This is a genomic window from Mycobacterium sp. MAC_080597_8934 (assembly GCF_000523975.1).
GTDB lineage: Bacteria > Actinomycetota > Actinomycetes > Mycobacteriales > Mycobacteriaceae > Mycobacterium > Mycobacterium avium.
Genome location: NZ_JAOS01000001.1, coordinates 54312 through 74127, shown reverse-complemented (window position 1 = coordinate 74127; position 19816 = coordinate 54312). Strand labels below are relative to the sequence as shown.

At 69.3% G+C, this 19816-nt stretch carries 18 protein-coding genes, 1 tRNA gene and 1 other RNA gene; 9 read left to right on the top strand and 11 right to left on the bottom strand.

Annotated features, from left to right (window positions below):
- Positions 1-51: 51 nt before the first annotated feature.
- On the bottom strand, positions 52-264 hold the full coding sequence (locus NF20_RS25810; protein WP_369798126.1) for a helix-turn-helix transcriptional regulator: 213 nt from the start codon (positions 262-264) through the stop codon (positions 52-54).
- A gap of 121 nt (positions 265-385) precedes the next feature.
- Between NF20_RS25810 and NF20_RS00335 the strand changes: the two genes are divergently transcribed.
- Together NF20_RS00335 and NF20_RS00330 are read left to right on the top strand one after the other, a co-directional pair.
- Entirely contained in the window at positions 386-979 is a 594-nt protein-coding gene (locus NF20_RS00335; RefSeq protein WP_033712033.1) for a helix-turn-helix domain-containing protein, read from the top strand.
- On the top strand, positions 954-2168 hold the full coding sequence (locus NF20_RS00330; RefSeq protein WP_218917627.1) for a tyrosine-type recombinase/integrase: 1215 nt from the start codon (positions 954-956) through the stop codon (positions 2166-2168). Before NF20_RS00335 ends, NF20_RS00330 begins: the two co-directional genes overlap by 26 nt.
- A gap of 14 nt (positions 2169-2182) precedes the next feature.
- Here NF20_RS00330 and NF20_RS00325 read toward each other — a convergent pair whose 3' ends face one another.
- From NF20_RS00325 to NF20_RS00315, 3 genes are read right to left on the bottom strand one after another with little or no spacing between them, the layout of a single operon-like run.
- The gene (locus NF20_RS00325; protein WP_033712036.1) at positions 2183-3322 is read right to left on the bottom strand and encodes a DUF4185 domain-containing protein; all 1140 of its coding nucleotides are present in this window, start codon (positions 3320-3322) and stop codon (positions 2183-2185) included.
- A gap of 7 nt (positions 3323-3329) precedes the next feature.
- Positions 3330-4364: an aspartate-semialdehyde dehydrogenase gene (locus tag NF20_RS00320; protein ID WP_033712039.1), complete on the bottom strand. Its 1035-nt coding sequence runs from the start codon at positions 4362-4364 to the stop codon at positions 3330-3332.
- On the bottom strand, positions 4365-5630 hold the full coding sequence (locus NF20_RS00315) for an aspartate kinase (RefSeq protein ID WP_003877007.1): 1266 nt from the start codon (positions 5628-5630) through the stop codon (positions 4365-4367). It abuts the gene before it with no gap.
- 247 nt (positions 5631-5877) lie between these two features.
- Here NF20_RS00315 and leuA point away from each other — a divergent pair, with 247 nt between their 5' ends.
- On the top strand, positions 5878-7722 hold the full coding sequence (gene leuA / locus NF20_RS00310; RefSeq protein ID WP_369798127.1) for a 2-isopropylmalate synthase: 1845 nt from the start codon (positions 5878-5880) through the stop codon (positions 7720-7722).
- On the opposite strand, the gene NF20_RS00305 is transcribed toward leuA, so the two are convergent.
- The gene (locus tag NF20_RS00305) at positions 7723-8712 is read right to left on the bottom strand and encodes a DEDDh family exonuclease (protein ID WP_023869911.1); all 990 of its coding nucleotides are present in this window, start codon (positions 8710-8712) and stop codon (positions 7723-7725) included. It lies immediately after the preceding gene.
- 278 nt (positions 8713-8990) lie between these two features.
- Here NF20_RS00305 and NF20_RS00300 point away from each other — a divergent pair, with 278 nt between their 5' ends.
- Positions 8991-10241, top strand: coding sequence for a Mur ligase family protein (locus tag NF20_RS00300; protein WP_033717187.1), 1251 nt, complete (start codon positions 8991-8993; stop codon positions 10239-10241).
- A complete protein-coding gene (locus tag NF20_RS00295; RefSeq protein WP_033711741.1) occupies positions 10234-10941 on the top strand; it encodes a type 1 glutamine amidotransferase in 708 nt (235 codons plus the stop codon). The genes NF20_RS00300 and NF20_RS00295 overlap by 8 nt, the downstream gene beginning before the upstream one ends.
- A 14-nt stretch (positions 10942-10955) precedes the next feature.
- Here the strand turns inward: NF20_RS00295 and recR are convergent, their stop codons facing one another.
- Together recR and NF20_RS00285 are read right to left on the bottom strand one after the other, a co-directional pair.
- On the bottom strand, positions 10956-11567 hold the full coding sequence (recR, locus tag NF20_RS00290) for a recombination mediator RecR (protein WP_003873365.1): 612 nt from the start codon (positions 11565-11567) through the stop codon (positions 10956-10958).
- Positions 11568-11592: 25 nt separating this feature from the next.
- Entirely contained in the window at positions 11593-11943 is a 351-nt protein-coding gene (locus tag NF20_RS00285) for a YbaB/EbfC family nucleoid-associated protein (protein ID WP_010948819.1), read from the bottom strand.
- Between the two features lie 98 nt (positions 11944-12041).
- Here NF20_RS00285 and NF20_RS00280 point away from each other — a divergent pair, with 98 nt between their 5' ends.
- A complete protein-coding gene (locus tag NF20_RS00280; protein WP_010948820.1) occupies positions 12042-12815 on the top strand; it encodes an Rv3717 family N-acetylmuramoyl-L-alanine amidase in 774 nt (257 codons plus the stop codon).
- Here NF20_RS00280 and NF20_RS00275 read toward each other — a convergent pair.
- On the bottom strand, positions 12812-13249 hold the full coding sequence (locus NF20_RS00275; RefSeq protein WP_009974602.1) for an SRPBCC family protein: 438 nt from the start codon (positions 13247-13249) through the stop codon (positions 12812-12814). The two genes, NF20_RS00280 and NF20_RS00275, sit on opposite strands and share 4 nt — an antisense overlap.
- 81 nt (positions 13250-13330) lie before the next feature.
- On the opposite strand from NF20_RS00275, the gene NF20_RS00270 reads away from it, so the two are divergent.
- Positions 13331-14722 carry an FAD-binding oxidoreductase gene (locus NF20_RS00270; protein WP_050593699.1) on the top strand — a complete coding sequence of 464 codons (1392 nt, stop codon included), beginning with the start codon at positions 13331-13333 and terminating at the stop codon, positions 14720-14722.
- Complete coding sequence (locus NF20_RS00265; protein ID WP_003873371.1) at positions 14719-16029, top strand: class I SAM-dependent methyltransferase; 1311 nt, start codon at positions 14719-14721, stop codon at positions 16027-16029. The genes NF20_RS00270 and NF20_RS00265 overlap by 4 nt, the downstream gene beginning before the upstream one ends.
- Before the next feature lie 11 nt (positions 16030-16040).
- Here NF20_RS00265 and NF20_RS00260 read toward each other — a convergent pair whose 3' ends face one another.
- The 3 genes from NF20_RS00260 to ffs form a co-directional block, all read right to left on the bottom strand.
- Entirely contained in the window at positions 16041-17879 is a 1839-nt protein-coding gene (locus NF20_RS00260) for a DNA polymerase III subunits gamma/tau (protein ID WP_033711738.1), read from the bottom strand.
- Positions 17880-18084: 205 nt separating this feature from the next.
- The gene (locus NF20_RS00255; RefSeq protein ID WP_024636886.1) at positions 18085-19368 is read right to left on the bottom strand and encodes an aminotransferase class I/II-fold pyridoxal phosphate-dependent enzyme; all 1284 of its coding nucleotides are present in this window, start codon (positions 19366-19368) and stop codon (positions 18085-18087) included.
- 153 nt (positions 19369-19521) lie between these two features.
- Positions 19522-19618: signal recognition particle sRNA small type (ffs, locus tag NF20_RS25795), an RNA gene on the bottom strand.
- Between the two features lie 64 nt (positions 19619-19682).
- On the opposite strand from ffs, the gene NF20_RS00250 reads away from it, so the two are divergent.
- Positions 19683-19771: transfer RNA gene (locus tag NF20_RS00250), tRNA-Ser, on the top strand.
- Positions 19772-19816: the final 45 nt, after the last annotated feature.

Here is a 19816-nt window from a genome sequence, read left to right as displayed (position 1 = left end):
AAGGCCCTGGGGTGGCAGCCCTGGGGCCTTCGATCTTGTTGGTGGCGTGCATCAGGCAGCGCCGCCGCCACGTCGAGTTGCGGTTTCCTGGTCGGCAAGCCACCGCTCGATTTCGGACCGCCGATACACCACGCGGCCGCGCGGGCCAACGGTGAAACTCGCCGGTCCCTGATTGGTGCTCCGCCAGAAGCGCAATGTCCCAGGATTGAACGGATACTCCGCGCATACCTGCTTCGCGGTCAGCAGTTCCTCACCCGGCATCATCTAGTCTTCCCCTCTCCAACACTGTGATGGATCACCCATCACAGTGTTGGTTGTACACGACGAAGTTTGCGTTTGCAACTACATGTTGGAGGGTGCATCACTGTGTTGGTATGGTTGCACGGTGTCTGATGACGACTTTGAACCTTGGGCCTGGGATGACTCGGGGTACGAGATCAACTTCGCTACCCAGATGAGAGAGCGCCGAGAAGCGAAAGGGTGGTCGCAGACCGAGTTCGCTCGTCGCCTCTCGGAAGGAGGGCTCCGCTTCCACCAAACCACCGTGCAACGAGTTGAAGCCGGTGAGCGACCCCTCAAACTAACCGAGGCGCTGGTCATTGCCAGGGTTCTCGATGCCCGCTTTGAGACGATGTTGCGCGGCGAGAGTGTCGAGATCGCCTATAACGAGCTTGCCGAGATGGTCGCTGCTGACGCATTCGATTTTCTTGTGCGACAAGCAGAAACCATCGACAGCCACGTCAAGCGTGGCACAGAAAACGGTAACCAACTCATCGCCTCTTACGTGCGGGCCGTCAGTACCGTTCCTGGGCTCGAACCAGATAAGCGACTAATCAAGGTCGCCCGAGAATATGTGCGCCTGAACACGGAACTGCAAGAAGACGCGCACTCGTTGGCGACGCTAATACGCACCGCTGCAAGAGTTTTCGCAAAGCTTGATAGGGAGTACCCGATTGAGTACGCCGGCCCAACGTCGTAACCGCCGGAGCGGTGTTGAGGATCGCTGGACGAAGACGATTCGCCTACCTGACGGCAAAACAGATACCGTACCGAGCGCCGCGTACGGCAGCGGGAAGCGTTGGCGGGCAAGGTACGTCGATGAGGATGGGCGCGAGCACGCAAGGGGCTTCGCCAGGAAGGCCGATGCGCAATCGTGGCTGGATACCGAGATCACGACGAAGTTTGCCACCGGAACCTACGTTGATCCCAGGCTGGGGAAGGTAACGTTCGCCTCGTATTACAAGGATTGGTCGTCGCGGCAGGTGTGGGTGTCAGGAACGGCGCATTCAATGGACCTGGCCGCTAACTCGGTGACGTTCGGCAACGTCGGCTTGGGTGATATCCGGCCTTCACACGTCGAGTCATGGGTGAAGGCGATGCAGGATAACGAGCTCGAGCCGACGACGATCCGCACCCGGTTCGGGAACGTACGCAGTGTGTTCCGCGCGGCTGTCCGGGACCGTTTCATGGCGCGGGACGTGACCACCGGGATACGTCTGCCGCGGGTACGGAAAGCGTCGGCTGCGATGACGATTCCAACCGCGCAGGAGGTCGGCGCGGCGATCCGCGCAACCGACGACATCGAGCCCTGGTACGCGGCGTTCATCGCGGTCTGTGCGTTCGCCGACCTGCGCCGCGGTGAAGCATCCGCATTGAAGGTGTCAGACGTCGACTTCATGCGCCAGGAGATCAGGGTTCAGCGTCAGGTCCAGTGGACTGATGACGGCCGGATGGAGCTCCGCGGCCCGAAGTACGGGTCCGAGCGCACCGTGTGCGTTCCTGACGCTTTGGTGAAGATCATCTCGGAGCACGTGCGCCTGTACAGGACGGGCGATGACCCGGACCGGTGGCTGTTCGCGGGTGCGCGCGACGACCAGCTGCCGGCGCATGCTGCGACGGTGGGACGGTGGTGGCGCAAGGTCCGCGACAAGGTGCACATCGAGTACCGGCTGCACGACCTTCGGCACTTCTACGCCTCGGGCCTGATTGCGGCCGGCTGCGACGTCGTGACCGTCCAGCGCGCGCTCGGGCACAGCTCGGCGTCGGTCACTTTGGACACCTACAGCCATCTGTGGCCCGACGCCAACGACCGGACCAGGAAGGCCGCAGCGGGCTTGGTCGAGCAGGCGCTCGGATCTACTGCGGACGCCCTGCGGACGGAGGGCTGAAATATGGCCTCTGATCAGGGCTTGAGCGGGTTCACCGCGAACTGGATGACCCGGTAGGGAGCGGCCACCCGCGCGCGGGTGTCCCACTGGCTCACGAAGATCCGCAGCTCGTCGAGCGTGGAGCCGGGCGAGATGTAGCCGCCGTAGGGCTGCGCGAGCCGGTTGTCGTAGGGCGGCGGCAGGCTTTCCGCCGGCTCGGGCCACTCGTCGTGCTGCACCACCGTGGTGACCGGCGCGTCACCCAGCATCCGCGGGTCGTCGGCGACCCGGACCTCCATGTTGCCCGTGGTGGCATTGAAATAACTCAGCACGGCCTTGCCGTCGATCTGCCGGATGCACATCTCGCCCACCGCGTCCGGCCACAGCGGGGTCGGCGGCTTCCCCCACCCGCCTTGCGGTCCGGCCGCCCAGCCCTGCCACCGGGACCGGTCGGTGAAGGCCTGCGGGGTCACCCGGTACAGCACGACCGGATCCCGGCGGGTGAAACTGTCGGCCACGATGTACACCCAGCCGCTCGGCGATTCCTCGGTGGGTATCGGGTCGTAATAGCCGCTGATCTGGGTCTGCGAGCCGCCCTGATACGAGGCGGGCCGCGTGGACCCCGGGATCGTCTGCCAGCCCGCCCGCACCGGTTCGGCGGTCACCAGCCGGGAGCTTTGCGGCTCAAGGTTTTTCGTGGTCGTCACCATCAGGTAGTTGCGCCGGTTGATCTGCACCACCCCGGCGGGCAGCTGCGAGGCGCCAGGCGGGGCGGGGTCGGCCAGCAGCGGATTGCTGATCCCGGTGACGCCGGTGTAGCGCACCCCGGCCGGGTCGTCGACGGACGCGGTGTCGACGCGCAGGGCCACCGGCGCATACCAGCCGCCGAATCCGACGCCCTGGCCCGCGAAGCTGTCGCCGCACACCTGCAGCAGTTCGGTGGGAAATTCCACGAACTCACACAGGTCGGTGGCGCCGATCCCGTAATCGCCTGTGGGAGTGCCGGTTCCGGCGGTGGGGCCGATGCGCAGCACCTGGCCGGGCGCCAGCGGGCCCACGATGGGTTCCGGTTCGGGCGCCGGCGGGTCGGCGCGCGCCGCGGTAAACCATTGCGGCGCAAGCAAAGTCAATGCAAGCGAACACCGCGCGACCAGTCGAGTGTGCGCGGCGCTCACCCGCGCCTCACAACTGAGCGGCCAGCAGCTCGGCGATCTGGATGGTGTTCAGCGCCGCGCCCTTGCGCAGGTTGTCACCGGAGATGAACAGGGCCAGGCCGCGCCCGTCGGGCACCCCCGGGTCGCGCCGGATCCGGCCGACCAGGGATTCGTCGACGCCGGCGGCCGCCAGCGGGGTCGGCACGTCGACCACCTTGACCCCGGGCGCGCCGTCGAGCAGCTCGCGGGCCCGCTCCGGGGACAGCGGCCGGGCGAATTCGGCGTTGATCGACAGCGAGTGCCCGGTGAACACCGGCACCCGCACGCAGGTCCCGCTGACCGCCAGGTCGGGGATGCCCAGGATCTTGCAGCTCTCGTGCCGCAGCTTCTGGTCCTCGTCGGTCTCGCCGGAGCCGTCGTCGACCAGTGACCCGGCCAGCGGCACCACGTTGAAGGCGATCGGCGCGACGTAGGTCTGGGGCGCCGGGAACGACACCGCGCGCCCGTCGTGCACCAGCTGCTCGGCGCCGTCGATGACCGCGCGCGCCTGGGTGGCCAGCTCCTCGACCCCGGCGATCCCGCTGCCGGACACCGCCTGGTAGCTGGACACCACCAGGCGTTGCAGCCCGGCCTCGTCGTGCAGCACCTTGAGCACCGGCATGGCGGCCATGGTGGTGCAGTTCGGGTTGGCGATGATGCCCTTGGGGCGACGGTGCGCGTCCCTCTCGAAGTTCACCTCGGACACCACCAGCGGCACGTCGGGGTCCTTGCGCCACGCCGACGAGTTGTCGATCACCGTCACCCCGGCCGCGGCGAACCGCGGCGCCTGCACCAGCGACATCGTCTTGCCGGCGGAGAACAGCGCGATGTCCAGACCGGTCGGGTCGGCCGTCGCGGCGTCCTCGACCTCGATCTCGGCGCCCCGGAATTCCAGCTTGCGGCCCTGCGAGCGCGACGACGCGAAGAACCGCACCGAGGTCGCCGGGAAGTCGCGCTCGTCGAGCAGCCGGCGCATCACCTGGCCGACCTGGCCGGTGGCGCCAACAACTCCAATAGCAACCATCTATCTGCCCGTCCCCGCATACACCGTGGCGGTCTCCGCGCCGCCGAGCCCGAACGCCTCGTGCAACGCCACCACGGCCTTGTCCAGTTCCGTGTCGCGGCACAGCACCGAGATCCGGATCTCGGAGGTGGAGATCAGCTCGATGTTGACGCCCACCTGCGCCAGCGCCTCACAGAAGGTGGCGGTGACGCCCGGGTGGCTGCGCATGCCGGCCCCGATCAGCGACACCTTGCCGATGTGGTCGTCGTAGAGCAACTGGGTGAACCCGATCTCGTCCTTCAGCGCGTCCAGCTTGGCCACCGCGGTGGGCCCGGCCTCGCGCGAGCAGGTGAAGGTGATGTCGGTCTTGCCGTCCTCGACCTTGGAGACGTTCTGCAGCACCATGTCGATGTTGACGTCGGCGTCGGCGACGGCGCGGAATACCCGCGCCGCGTAGCCCGGGATGTCGGGGATGCCGACGACGGTCACCTTCGCCTCGCTGCGGTCGTGCGCGACTCCGGTCAGGATGGGGTCTTCCATGGGCTTGTCCTTGATCGATCCGACGACGACGGTGCCTTCCTTGTCCGAGTACGAGGACCGGACATGCACCGGAATGTTGTAGCGGCGGGCATATTCCACGCAGCGCAGCATTAAGACCTTGGCGCCGCAAGCCGCCATCTCGAGCATCTCCTCGAAGGTCACCGTGTCCAGCTTGCGGGCGTTGTGCACGATCCTGGGGTCGGCGGAGAAGATGCCGTCGACGTCGGTGTAGATCTCGCAGACGTCGGCGCCCAGCGCCGCGGCCAGGGCGACGGCCGTGGTGTCCGAGCCGCCGCGGCCCAGCGTGGTGACGTCCCGGGTGTCCTGGCTGACGCCCTGGAACCCGGCCACCAGCACGATGCGGCCCTCGTCCAGCGCGGCCTGCAGCCGTCCCGGCGTGACGTCGATGATCTTGGCGTTGCCGTGCGTGCCGGTGGTGATCACCCCGGCCTGCGAGCCGGTGAACGAACGCGCCTGGGCGCCCAGCGACTCGATCGCCATCGCCACCAGCGCGTTGGAGATCCGCTCGCCGGCGGTCAGCAGCATGTCCAGTTCGCGCGGCGGCGGGGCCGGACACACCTGCTGGGCCAGGTCCATCAGGTCGTCGGTGGTGTCACCCATCGCGGAGACGACGACCACCACGTCGTTGCCCTGCTTCTTGGTGGCGACGATGCGCTCGGCCACGCGCCGGATCCGATCGGCGTTGGCCACCGAGGATCCGCCGTACTTCTGCACGACGAGCGCCACCTTTTTCCTGCCTCTCCGGGCCTGCGCACTGGTATTTCGGGAATAAGTCCACAACAGAATACGTGCCCCCGCATGGTGATTTACGTCGCGATACCGGGTGGCCCGGCCTGCGCGCGCGCCGCGGTCCCGGCGGCATTTTCGCCACGGCGCCAATCGCGGTAAAGTTGCCGACGTGCAGCGGGTGCTCCTCCTCGGACGCCGCGACGGGGTCTGATTCCAGACCGGCTTCCCGTCGCGGGTGTTCGCGATGCGCCGGTCTGAGGTTCCTTCTGATATCCCCGGAGCAATCACCGTGACTTCCCATCCCGACGCCTTCAGCTCGTCCCGCAGCATCGTCAAACCCGCCGGCCCGCCCGGCCCCGGACAGCCGGCCTGGAACCCCCAGCGCGGTTCCTCGATGCCGGTCAACCGGTACCGGCCGTTCGCCGAGGAGGTCGAGCCGATCCGGCTGCCCGACCGCACCTGGCCCGACAAGGTCATCGACCGTGCCCCGCTGTGGTGCGCGGTGGACCTGCGCGACGGCAACCAGGCGCTGATCGACCCGATGAGCCCGGCCCGCAAGCGCCGCATGTTCGACCTGCTGGTCCGCATGGGCTACAAGGAGATCGAGGTCGGCTTCCCGTCGGCCAGCCAGACCGACTTCGACTTCGTCCGCGAGATCATCACCGAGGGCGCCATTCCCGACGACGTCACCATTCAGGTGCTGACCCAGTGCCGGCCGGAACTGATCGAGCGCACCTTCGCCGCGTGCCAGGGCGCGCCGCAGGCCATCGTGCACTTCTACAACTCGACGTCAATCCTGCAGCGGCGCGTGGTATTTCGCGCCGACCGGGCCGCGGTGCAGGAGATCGCCGTGACCGGCGCCCGCAAGTGCGTCGAGGAGGCCGCCAAGTACCCCGAGACGCGGTGGCGGTTCGAGTACTCGCCGGAGTCCTATACCGGAACCGAACTGGAGTACGCCAAGCAGGTGTGCGACGCGGTCGGCGAAATCATAAGGCCCACACCGGAAAACCCGATCATCTTCAACCTGCCCGCCACGGTGGAGATGGCCACCCCCAACGTGTACGCCGACTCCATCGAGTGGATTAGCCGCAATCTGGCCCGCCGCGACTCCGTCATCCTGAGCCTGCACCCGCACAACGACCGCGGAACCGCCGTAGCCGCAGCGGAATTGGGCTATGCGGCCGGCGCCGACCGGATCGAGGGCTGCCTGTTCGGCAACGGCGAACGCACCGGCAACGTGTGCCTGGTGACGCTGGGGCTGAACCTGTTCTCCCGCGGCGTGGACCCGCAGATCGACTTCTCCAACATCGACGAGATCCGCCGCACGGTGGAGTACTGCAATCAGCTGCCGGTGCACGAGCGGCACCCCTACGGCGGCGACCTGGTCTACACCGCGTTCTCCGGCAGCCACCAGGACGCCATCAACAAGGGCCTGGACCAGATGAAGATCGACGCCGACGCCGCCGACACCGACGTCGAGGACATGCTCTGGCAGGTGCCGTATCTGCCGATCGACCCCAAGGACGTCGGGCGCACCTACGAGGCGGTGATCCGGGTGAACTCGCAGTCCGGCAAGGGCGGGGTGGCCTACATCATGAAGGCCGATCACGGCCTGGCCCTGCCGCGCCGGCTGCAGATCGAGTTCTCCCAGGTGATCCAGAAGATCAGCGAGGGCGAGGGCGGCGAGGTCAGCCCCAAGGAGATGTGGGACGCGTTCTTCGAGGAGTACCTGGCCCCGGTGTGGCCGCTGGAGCGGGTCAAGCAGCGCGTCGACGCCTCCGACGAGGACAGCGGCGTCACCAGCATCTCCGCGACGGTCAAGATCAACGGGGAGCAGACCGAGATCAACGGGACCGGCAACGGCCCGCTGGCCGCGTTCGTGCACGCGCTCGCCGGGGTCGGGTTCGATGTGGCGGTGCTGGACTACTCCGAGCACGCCATGAGTTCGGGCGACGACGCGCAGGCCGCCGCGTATGTGGAGGCGTCGGTCAACGGTCGGACGGTGTGGGGTGTCGGCATCGCCCCGTCCATCACCACCGCCTCGTTGCGCGCGGTGGTGTCGGCGGTCAACCGAGCCGCCCGCGCCTGATCAGAACAGCGCCAGCTGCGGATCGGGCGTGGCGTCGGTGAACTCGTCCATGCTGGTGCCGCCGATGACGGCGCGAACGCAGTCCAAAAACTGCGCGTCGGAGATCACCGGCACCCCCAATTGCCGGGCCAGATAGCCTTTGCCGTGCTCGGCGGCGGGGTCGTTGCACACCACCAGCGAGGTCTCCCGGTCCACGGTGTCGCTGTAGGCCAGCCCGGCGTGCAGGATCCGCTCGACGAGTTCCTCGTGCGTGCGCTCGACCTCGGCGGCCAGCGCGACGCGCATGCCCTGGACGAGTGGTCGGCCGCCCACGTAGGGGCCCGGGTTGAGATAGGGGCAGGGCATCCGGGAGGCCAGCACCTTCAGCGGGCGCAGCTCGTCGTGGGTGACCCGGCCGTTGGGCCAGCGGCGCCGGGTCACCGGATGCACCGGCAGCCAGATGTCGCGTTCCCGGGCCCGCTGCAGCGCCGAGGCCAGCACGCCGGTCAGCACCATGGCGTCGTCGAAGGCGTCGTGCGGCCGCTGCTGGGTCACGCCCCAGTGCGCCGCCAGCGTCTCCAGCCGCAGGTTGTCGATGCCCAGGTCCAGCCGCCGGGCCAGCTCGACCGTGCACATCACGGTGTCGACGGGAAGTTCGATGCCGGCGAGTTCGGCCTCGGCGGCGAGGAAGGCGTAGTCGAAGGCCACGTTGTGGGCGACCAGGGTGCGGCCGCGCAGCACCTCGACCACATCGCCCGCGATGTCGGCGAACTGCGGCTGGTCTTCCAGCATGGCGGCAGTCAGGCCGTGCACATGGGTGGGGCCCGGATCCACGCCCGGGTTGAGCAGGCTCACCACCGACTGCTCGACCTTGCCGCCGGTGTCCAGCCCGAGCACCGCAAGGCTGATGATGCGAGCCTGACCCGGGCGAAAGCCCGAGGTCTCGACGTCGATGACGGCCCATCCCGCGTCCGGCTCGCTGGCCGGACGACCCCAGCACACCGCGCTCATGCACTGAGGATGGCACGGGCGACCGACATCACCGGTGTCACACGGCGCCGTGTCGGCGTTCGAATCGATCTGGGCGACCCGCTGCGCCTCCAGTCGATGAGGGCGACCCGCTGCGCCCGGCGACAAGCGCCGCGCTTGCGATCGCACCGAACCCGATGAGGGCGACCCGCTGCGCCCGGCGACAAGCGCCGCGCTTGCGATCGCACCGAACCCGATGAGGGCGACCCGCTGCGCCCGGCGACAAGCGCCGCGCTTGCGATCGCCCTTAAACTCTCCGGGTGCTGACCACCCGTGCCCGCCTGGCCCTGGCCGCGGGAGCGAGCGCGCGCTGGGCGTCCCGGGTGACCGGCCGCGGCGCCGGCGCCATGATCGGCGGGCTGGTCGCGATGACGCTGGACCGCTCGGTGCTGCGGCAACTGGCCACCGGCCGGCGCACCGTCGTCGTCACCGGCACCAACGGCAAGTCGACCACCACCCGGATGACCGCCGCCGCGCTGGCCACCATGGGATCGGTGGCCACCAACGCCGAGGGCGCCAACATGGACGCCGGCCTGGTCGCGGCGCTGGCCGCCAACCGCGGCGCCCGGCTGGCCGCCCTGGAGGTCGACGAGATGCACGTGCCGCACGTGTCCGACGCCGTCCGCCCGGGCGTCGTCGTGCTGCTCAACCTGTCCCGCGACCAGCTGGACCGGGTCGGCGAGATCAACGTCATCGAGCGGACCCTGCGCGCCGGCCTGGCCCGGCACCCGGACGCGGTCGTCGTGGCCAACTGCGACGACGTGCTGATGACCTCCGCGGCCTACGACAGTCCCCACGTGGTGTGGGTGGCCGCCGGCGGCTCCTGGGCGAACGACTCGGTGAGCTGCCCGCGCAGCGGCGAGGTGATCGTCCGCGAGCAGGGGCATTGGTATTCCACCGGCGCCGACTTCAAGCGGCCCAGCCCGCACTGGTGGTTCGACCCACAGGACGGCGGCAACCTGTACGGCCAAGGCGGTGTGGCGCTGCCGATGCGGTTGGCGCTGCCGGGCGCGGTGAACCGCGGCAACGCCGCCCAGGCCGTAGCGGCCGCGGTCGCGTTGGGCGCCGATCCGGCGGCGGCGGTGACGGCCGTGTCGACGGTCGACGAGGTCGCCGGCCGGTATCGCACGGTGCGGGTCGGCGGGCACGACGTCCGCATGCTGCTGGCCAAGAATCCGGCGGGCTGGCAGGAAGCGCTGTCGATGGTGGACCCGCACGCCGACGGGGTGGTCATCTCGGTCAACGGCCGGGTGCCCGACGGCGAGGACCTGTCCTGGCTGTGGGACGTGCGCTTCGAGCACTTCAACGACGCGTTCCAGACCACCCCGGTGGTGGCCGCCGGGGAGCGCGGCACCGACCTGGCGGTGCGGCTCGGGTACGCCGGTGTCGAGCACACCCTGGTGCACGACACCGTCGCCGCCATCGAGTCCTGCCCGCCCGGGCGGGTGGAGGTCGTCGCCAACTACACCGCGTTCCTGACGCTGCAACGAGCGTTGGCGCGCCATGGCTGATTCGGTCGTGCGGATCGGGCTGGTGCTGCCCGACGTGATGGGCACCTACGGCGACGGAGGCAACGCGCTGGTGCTGCGGCAGCGACTGCGGCTGCGCGGCATCGCCGCCGAGATCGTCGAACTCACGCTGGCCGACCCGGTGCCCGAGTCGTTGGACCTCTACACGCTGGGCGGGGCCGAGGACTACGCGCAGCGGCTGGCCACCCGGCATCTGCTGCGCTACCCGGGCCTGCAGCGCGCCGCCGAACGCGGCGCGCCGGTGCTGGCGATCTGCGCGGCCGTTCAGGTGCTCGGGCACTGGTATGAGACGTCGGCCGGGGAACGGGTCGACGGCGTGGGCATGCTGGACGCGACGACCTCTCCGCAGGACGCCCGCCACATCGGCGAGCTGGTGACCAAGCCGCTGCTGGCCGGCTTGACCGAGCCGTTGACCGGTTTCGAAAACCACAGGGGCGGAACGGTATTGGGCCCCTCCGCCGCTCCCCTGGGCGCGGTGGTCAAGGGTGCGGGCAACCGCGCCGGAGACGGTTTCGACGGGGTGGTGCAGGGGTCGGTGGTCGCCACCTACATGCACGGGCCGTGCCTGGCCCGCAACCCGCAGCTGGCCGACCTGCTGCTGGGCAAGGTGGTCGGCGGGCTGCCCGAGCTGCCAATGCCCGAGGTGGAGTTGCTGCGCCGGGAGCGGCTGGCCGCCCGCTGAGCGGCCGAAAACCCTCAGACCATGGCGCGGCGGCCGGCCAGCGCGCGGCCCAGCGTCAACTCGTCGGCGAACTCCAGATCGCCGCCCATCGGCAGCCCGGAGGCGATGCGGGTCACGGTCAGGCCGGGAATGTCGCGCAGCATCCGCACCAGGTAGGTGGCCGTCGCCTCGCCCTCGGTGTTCGGGTCGGTGGCGATGATCACCTCGGTGATGTCGACGTCGTCGACCCGCTCCCCGATCCGGCTGAGCAGCTCGCGGATCCGCAGCTGATCGGGGCCCACCCCGGACAGCGGATCGAGCGCACCGCCCAAAACGTGGTAGCGGCCGCGGAATTCGCGGGTGCGCTCGACGGCCTGCACGTCCTTGGGCTCCTCGACCACGCACACCACCGACGCGTCGCGGCGGGGGTCGGAGCAAATCCGGCAGCGCTCGTCGTCGGAGACGTTGCCGCACACCGCGCAGAACCGCACCCCGTCGCGGACCCTGGCCAGCACCGCGGTCAGCCGGTCGATGTCGGGCGGTTCGACCGACAGCAGATGAAAGGCGATGCGCTGGGCGCTTTTGGGCCCGATGCCCGGCAGCTTGCCCAGCTCGTCGATCAGGTCCTGGACGGGTCCCTCAAACATGTCGGCCCTGGAATCTACCCGGACGCTAAACGCCCGGCGCCGGTGCCGGAGGCTGCCCGGGCGGCGCGCCGAACCCGCCGGCCAGCGACCCGAGCCGCTCCTGGGCCATCCGGGTGACCTGCTTGGACGCGTCGGCCATGGCGCCGACGACCAGGTCCTGCAAGGTCTCGACGTCCGACGGGTCGACGACGGAGGGATCGATCTTGACCGCGACCACCTCGCCGCTGCCCTTGACGACGACCTTGACCAGACCCCCGCCGGCCTGACCGTGCACCTCGGCGTTGGCCAGTTGCTGCTGGGCCTCCATGAGCTTTTGCTGCATCTGCTGCGCCTGGGCCAGCAGCGCGGACATATCGCCTCCGGGTCCGGGTTGCATGACAGTCCCCTCGCGTCTTGGTCTCGACTTGGTTTCGCTCGTGAGTCTCCGGCGATTCGGAACACCCAGCGTAGACCGCGCGACGTTACCTTGGCGCCGTGGACCTACGACTGAGCAGACGTGTCGGGATCAAAGTGGCGGTCGGTGCGCTGGTTGCTGCGTCGACGGCGATCATTCCGACCGCAGCCCCGGCCGCGTGGGGGGTGCCGTCCAACATCGCCGGCATGGTGGTGTTCATCGACCCGGGCCACAACGGCTCCAACGACGCGTCCATCAACCGCCAGGTGCCCACCGGGCGCGGCGGCACCAAGGACTGTCAGGCCAGTGGGACGGCGACCAACACCGGCTACCAGGAGCACACCTTCACCTGGGACACCGCGCTTCGGGTGCGCGCCGAGCTGACCGCGCTGGGGGTGCGGACCGCCCTGGCCCGGGCCAACGACACCGGGCTGGGCCCGTGCGTCGATGAGCGCGCCAACATGGCCAACGCGTTGCACCCCAACGCGATTCTGTCCATCCACGCCGATGGCGGACCGCCGTCGGGCCGCGGCTTCCACGTCAACTATTCGGCCCCGCCGCTCAACCAGGTGCAGGCCGGGCCGTCGGTGCAATACGCCCGAATCATGCGCGATCAGATGCAGGCCTCGGGCATCCCGCCGGCCAACTACATCGGCCAGAACGGGCTATACGGGCGCTCGGACCTGACCGGCCTGAACCTGGCGCAGTACCCGTCGATCCTGGTCGAGTGCGGCAACATGAAGAACCCCGCGGATTCGGCGCTGATGGAGTCGGCCGAGGGCCGGCAGAAGTACGCCGACGCGATGGTCCGCGGCGTCGCGGGCTTCCTGGGCTCCCAGGGCCAGGCCCGCTAGCTCTCCAGCTCCCTCTTCAGGTTGGCCAGCACCTCGCCCTGAATCTTCTTCAGCCCCAACGGCGCAAAGGTTTTCTCGAAGAAGCCCTTGACGCCGCCGGCGCCGGTCCAGGTGGTCTTGACGGTGACGCTGGAGCCGGGCCCGGCCGGTGCCACCGTCCAGTTGGTCACCATGGACGAATTGGCGTCCTTCTCGATCACGGTGTGCCCGGCCACGTCGACGTCGACCTGCACGTCGCGGACCCGCGACTTGGTGGCTTGCAGCTTCCACTTGGCGACCGTGCCGGCGCCCTGCCCGCCCTGCAGCACCTGGTAGTCGCTGTATTGCGGGGAGAGGATTTTCGGGCGGACCGTCTGGTAGTCCGCGACGGCGGCAAGGGTTGCCGCCGGGTCGGCGTTGATCAAGATGGTGCTGTCTGCGCTCACCTGTCCCACGGCGGCCCCTCCTGCTGATGGTTTCCCCGATACCGCCGCTCACGACGGGTGCACGGGCTGTTGTCGAAGACTAGGGTATATCTGGTGCCAGTCCTTGGATCCGCACTCTCGGCCCACCAGGCCGGCGTCGACCGGTTGCTGGAAAGTTATCGGTCCATCCCGGCAACGTCGGCCGTCCGGCTGGCCAAGCCGACGTCAAACCTGTTCCGCGCCCGCACCAAACGCGACGCGCCCGGCCTGGACACCTCCGGGCTGACCCGGGTGCTGGGGGTGGATCCGGAGACCCGCACCGCCGACGTGGCGGGCATGTGCACCTACGAGGACCTGGTGGCCGCGACCCTGCCGTACGGGCTGTCGCCGCTGGTGGTGCCCCAGCTCAAGACCATCACCCTCGGCGGCGCGGTGAGCGGCCTGGGCATCGAATCGGCGTCGTTCCGCAACGGTCTGCCGCACGAGTCGGTGCTGGAGATGGACATCCTCACCGGCGCCGGCGAATTGCTCACCGCGTCGCGCACCCAGCACGCCGACCTGTTCCGCGCCTTCCCGAATTCCTATGGCACGCTTGGGTATTCGACCCGACTGCGGATCGAGCTGGAGCCGGTCGCGCCGTTTGTGGCGTTGCGCCACATCAGGTTTCACGCGCTGGCTGACCTGATCGCGGCGGCCGAACGCATCATCGACACCGGCGGCCACGCCGGCACGCCGGTGGACTATCTCGACGGCGTGGTGTTCAGCGCCGACGAGAGCTACCTGTGCGTGGGCCGGCGGACCACCACCCCCGGCCCGGTCAGCGACTACACCGGGCAACACATCTACTACCAGTCGATCCGGCACGACTCCCCGGGCGACGAGCCCACCAAGGACGACCGGCTGACCATGCACGACTACTTCTGGCGCTGGGACACCGACTGGTTCTGGTGCTCGCGTGCGTTCGGCGTGCAGAACCCGCGGGTGCGGCGCTGGTGGCCGCGCCGCTACCGGCGCAGCAGCGTCTACTCCAAGCTGGTCTCGCTGGACCGGCGCTTGCGCATCTCGGACCGCATCGAGGCCCGCAACGGCCGTCCGCCGCGCGAGCGGGTGGTGCAGGACGTCGAGCTGCCGGTGGAACGGACCTTCGAATTCCTGGAGTGGTTCCTCGAAACGGTGCCCATCACACCGATCTGGTTGTGCCCCTTACGGTTACGCGACCATGACGGCTGGCCGCTGTACCCGATGCGCCCGGATCACACCTATGTCAACGTCGGCTTCTGGTCGTCGGTGCCCGCCGGTGCGACCGAGGGCGCCACCAACCGGCTGATCGAAGCCAAGGTGAGCGAGCTGGACGGGCATAAGTCGCTGTACTCCGACTCCTTCTACACCCGCGAGGAGTTCGACGAGCTCTACGGCGGCGAGGCGTACAACACCGTCAAGAAGACCTACGACCCCGATTCTCGTTTACTCGACCTCTACGCGAAGGCGGTACAACGGCGATGACGACCACCAAACAACCGCACCGGTCGCGGACCGGCAAGCTCAGCATGGCCGAGATTCTGGAGGTCTTCGCCGCGACCGGCCGCCACCCGCTGAAGTTCACCGCTTACGACGGCAGCACCGCCGGCAGCGAAGACGCCGAGCTGGGCCTGGATCTGCGCAGTCCGCGCGGGGCCACGTATCTGGCGACGGCGCCGGGCGAGCTCGGCCTGGCCCGCGCCTACGTGGCCGGCGACCTGCAGGCCTACGGCGTGCATCCGGGTGATCCGTACCGGCTGCTCAAGACGCTCACCGATCGGGTGCAGTTCAAGCGGCCGCCGGCCCGGGTGCTGGCCAACGTCGTCCGCTCGATCGGGTTCGAGCGGTTGTTGCCGGTGGCCCCGCCGCCGCAGGAGACGCGACCCCGGTGGCGCCGGATCGCCGACGGGCTGATGCACACCAAGGCCCGCGACGCCGAGGCCATCCACCACCACTACGACGTCTCCAACCGGTTCTACGAATTGGTGCTGGGCCCGTCGATGACCTACACCTGCGCGGTGTACCCGCACCCCGACGCGACGCTGGAAGAGGCGCAGGAGAACAAGTACCGGCTGATCTTCGACAAGTTGCGGTTGGCCCCGGGCGACCGGCTGCTCGACGTCGGCTGCGGCTGGGGCGGCATGGTGCGCTACGCGGCGCGCCGCGGGGTGCGGGCGATCGGCGCCACCCTGTCGGCCGAGCAGGCGAAGTGGGCGCAGCGCCGCATCGACGACGAGGGGCTCGGCGACCTGGCGCAGGTGCGCCACTCCGACTACCGCGACGTCGCGGAAACCGGGTTCGACGCGGTGTCCTCGATCGGGTTGACCGAGCACATTGGCGTCAAGAACTACCCCGCCTACTTCGGGTTCCTGAAGAGCAAGCTGCGCACCGGCGGTCTGCTGCTCAACCACTGCATCACCCGGCACGACAACACCTCGACGTCGTTCGCCGGCGGGTTCACCGACCGCTACGTGTTCCCGGACGGCGAGCTGACCGGGTCGGGCCGCATCACCTGCGCGATCCAGGACGTCGGCTTCGAGGTGCTGCACGGCGAGAACTTCCGGCACCACTACGCGATGACGCTGCGCGACTGGTGCCGCAATCTGGTCGAGCACTGGGACGCCGCCGTCGACGAGGTCGGGTTGCCGACCGCGAAGGTGTGGGGTTTGTACATGGCGGCCTCGCGAGTTGCCTTCGAGCAGAACAACCTTCAGCTGCATCACGTGCTGGCGGCCAACGTCGACGCGCGCGGCGACGACGACCTGCCGCTGCGGCCGTGGTGGTCGCCCTAACAGGGAGGTGCTCAGCCCCCGTCGATGCGGCGGGCGCCCAACTCGTTCTGCAGCAGCTCCAGCGCGGCCTCTTCCGGGTCGCGGCGCGCCGCCGGCTCGTCGCGCACCGCCTCGGCCAGCATGTGCTCTTCCTCGTCACGGCGGGCCGAATCCGGTTCGGGGACAGGCTGTTCCGGCTTGGGATGCGGCGGGCCGGCCGTCGCCGGCGCCGGTGAGCCGGCCTCACACCGCACCCGCCAGTTGACGCCCAGCGCATCCTTGAGCGCCTCGGCGATGACGTCGGCGTTGCGCTGTTCGCAGAGCCGCTTGGCCAGGGGTGCCGATTCATGCGTCAGCACCAGCGTGTTGTCCTCGATCGCCCGAACGGTGGCGCCGGCCAGCATCACCTCGGTGGTGCGGCTGCGCTGACGGACCTTGTCGCGCACCGTCGACCACATGCTTCGCACCGCGGCGGCATTGAGTTCCCCTGGCGCGGACGGGGTTTCGGAGGCCCGCGCCGGCTCCGGCGCCGGCTTGGGCTCCGGCGTGGGTTTGGGCCTCGGCTCCGGCCTGGCCTCGGGCTGGGGTTCCGGCTCGTGCTCGGGCTTGGCCGCCGCCGGCTCGGGCTTGGACGCCGGCTTGGGCGCCGCGGACGGCCGGGTGAACCGCACCGGCTGCTCGACCGGCTCGGCCGGCGTCGACCCCGCGGGAATGGACATGTCCAGCCGGGTCTCGATCCGCTCGACCCGTTGCAGCAGCGCCGATTCGGTGTCGCTGGCCGAGGGCAACAGCAGCCGGGCGCACACCACCTCGAGCAGCAGCCGCGGCGCCGTCGCACCCCGCATCTCGCCGAGCCCCGCCTGCACCACCTCGGCGTAACGGGTCAGGGTCGCCGGGCCGATCCGGGTGGCCTGGTCACGCATCCGCTCCAGCACGTCCTCGGGAGCGTCCACCACGCCGCGGCTGGCCGCATCGGGGACGGCCTGCAGCAGGATCAGGTCGCGGAACCGCTCGAGCAGGTCGGTGGCGAAGCGCCGCGGATCATGCCCGGCGTCGATCACCGACTCCACCGCGCCGAACAGCGCCGCGGCGTCGCCGGCCGCCAGGGCGTCCACGGCGTCGTCGATCAGCGCCAGGTCGGTGGCCCCGAGCAGGCCCAGCGCCCGCTGGTAGGTGACGTGCCCGCCCTCGGCACCCGCGACCAGCTGGTCCAGCACCGAGAGCGTGTCGCGTGGCGAGCCGCCGCCGGCGCGGATCACCAGCGGGTACACCGCGTCGTCGACGACGACGCCCTCTTGTTCGCAGATTCGCCCGATCAGCGCCCGCATGGTCTTGGGCGGCAGCAGCCGGAACGGGTAGTGATGGGTGCGCGACCGGATCGTCGGCAGCACCTTCTCCGGTTCGGTGGTGGCGAAGATGAAGATGAGGTGCTCGGGCGGCTCCTCGACGATCTTGAGCAGCGCGTTGAACCCCGCGGTGGTCACCATGTGCGCCTCGTCGACGATGAACACCCGGTAGCGCGACTGCGCCGGCGCGTAGAACGCCCGGTCGCGCAGCTCGCGGGTGTCGTCCACGCCGCCGTGGCTGGCCGCGTCCAGCTCGACCACGTCGATGCTGCCGGGCGCGTTGGGCGCCAGCGCCAGGCACGAGTCGCACACCCCGCACGGCGTGGCCGTCGGCCCCTGCACGCAGTTCAGCGAGCGGGCCAAGATGCGCGCCGAGGAGGTCTTCCCGCAGCCGCGCGGACCCGAGAACAGGTAGGCGTGGTTGATCCGGCCGGCTTCCAGCGCGATCGACAGGGGTTCGGTGACGTGCTCCTGCCCCACCACTTCGGCGAAGGTTGCCGGACGGTACTTGCGGTAGAGGGCCACGGTCAGCAGGCTACCGGGGCCGGCCGACGACGATGCGGGCCCGCCAGGGTCTGCTGAGGAGTCGGACAATCGGGCAGCGGCCGACGACGATGCGGGCCCGCCAAGGTCTGCGGGCATCGAGTGTGCGGCAGCGGCTTCCAGTGTGAATCTACGGCGGGCCCGCCCGGCGTGTCGTCGCCGTCATGCAACAGTCGAAGCCGTCAGATCACACCCGATCGCGAGCCAGCAACGACTCCGAGGCCGCCAGCAGCGCGCAGGTGGCCAGGCCGTCGACCGCGTCGCGCAGATCGGGCAGCGACGGGAAGGTAGGCGCGATCCGGATGTTCGTGTCGTTGGGGTCTTTCCGATACGGGAACGACGCACCCGCCTCGGTGACCGCGATGCCGGCGTCCTTGGCCAGCGCGACGGTCCGCTTGGCCGTGCCGGGCAGCACGTCGAGGCTGATGAAGTAGCCACCCTTGGGCTCGGTCCACGAGGCGATCTTGGAGTCGCTGAGCCGCTGGTCGAGGATCTCGAGCGCCAGCGCGAATTTCGGCGCCAGGATCTGCTGGTGGCGCAGCATGTGCAGCCGCACCCCGTCGGCGTCGCGGAAGAAGCGCAGGTGCCGCAGCTGGTTGACCTTGTCCGGCCCGATCGACTTCTTGCCCGCGTATTGCAGGTACCAGGCGATGTTGCCCAGCGATCCGCCGAAGAAGCTCACCCCGGCGCCGGCGAAGGTGATCTTGGAGGTGGACGCGAACACGTAGGGCCGGTTCGGGTTGCCGGCCGCGGCGGCCAGCCCCAGCACGTCGACCTGCCGGATGAAGTCGTGCGTGAGCGTGTGCACCGCGTACGCGTTGTCCCAGAACAGCCGGAAGTCGGGCGCCGCGGTGCGCATCTGGACCAGGCGCAGCACCGTGTCCCAGGAGTAGGTGACCCCGGTGGGGTTGCCGAACACCGGCACCGTCCACATGCCCTTGATGGCGGGGTCGGCGGCGACCAGCTCCTCGATCAGGCCGACGTCGGGCCCGTCGGACAGCATCGGGACGGGGATCATCTCGATGCCCATCGTCTCGGTGATGGCGAAGTGCCGGTCGTAGCCGGGGACCGGGCACAGGAACTTGACGCTCGGTTCGTCCTTCCAGGGCCGCTGCGAGTCGACGCCGCCGTAGAGCATGGAGAAGGCGACCAGGTCGTGCATCAGCTCCAGGCTGGAGTTGTTGCCCGCGATGAGGTTCTGCACCGGGATGCCGAGCAGCTCGCCGAAGATCGCGCGCAGTTCCGGCAGGCCGTGCAGCCCGCCGTAGTTGCGGGTGTCGGTGCCCTCGCTGTCGCGGTAGTCGTCGCCGGGCAGGGACAGCAGGGCGTTGGAGAGGTCGAGCTGCGCGGGCGCCGGCTTGCCGCGGGTCAGGTCCAGCGACAGCTTCTTGGCCTGCAGGTCCGCGTAGCCCTGCTGGTGGCGGGCGTGCACTTCGGCGAGTTCGGCAGGGGTGAGGGACTCCAGCGACACCATGGCTATTGCGGGCCCTTTCGCCGTCCGACCGGGTGGAATCCGTGGCGATCGCAAGCGCGGCGGAGCCGGGCGTAGCGGGTCGCCACTCATCGAATCCAGTGGCGATCGCAAGCGCGGCGGAGCCGGGCGTAGCGGGTCGCCACTCATCGAAGGTAGGGGACCCCGCGCACCCGACAGAGCCCGTTGACCCTTGCTGCCTTCCGGCCCTGGGGGAGTTCACAGGATAGACGCCGCGCGGGGTCCACCCAGAGTCTAATACCCGACCCGGAGCAACTGGCGGCGGCGGTCAGGCGCTCGGTTACCATGGCCACGGAGGATTCGCCTAGTGGCCTATGGCGCTCGCCTGGAACGCGGGTTGGGTTAATAGCCCTCGCGGGTTCAAATCCCGCATCCTCCGCCATTGGTCCGCTCAGCGGACGCGCACAACGTGGGCCGGCTCCAGCCG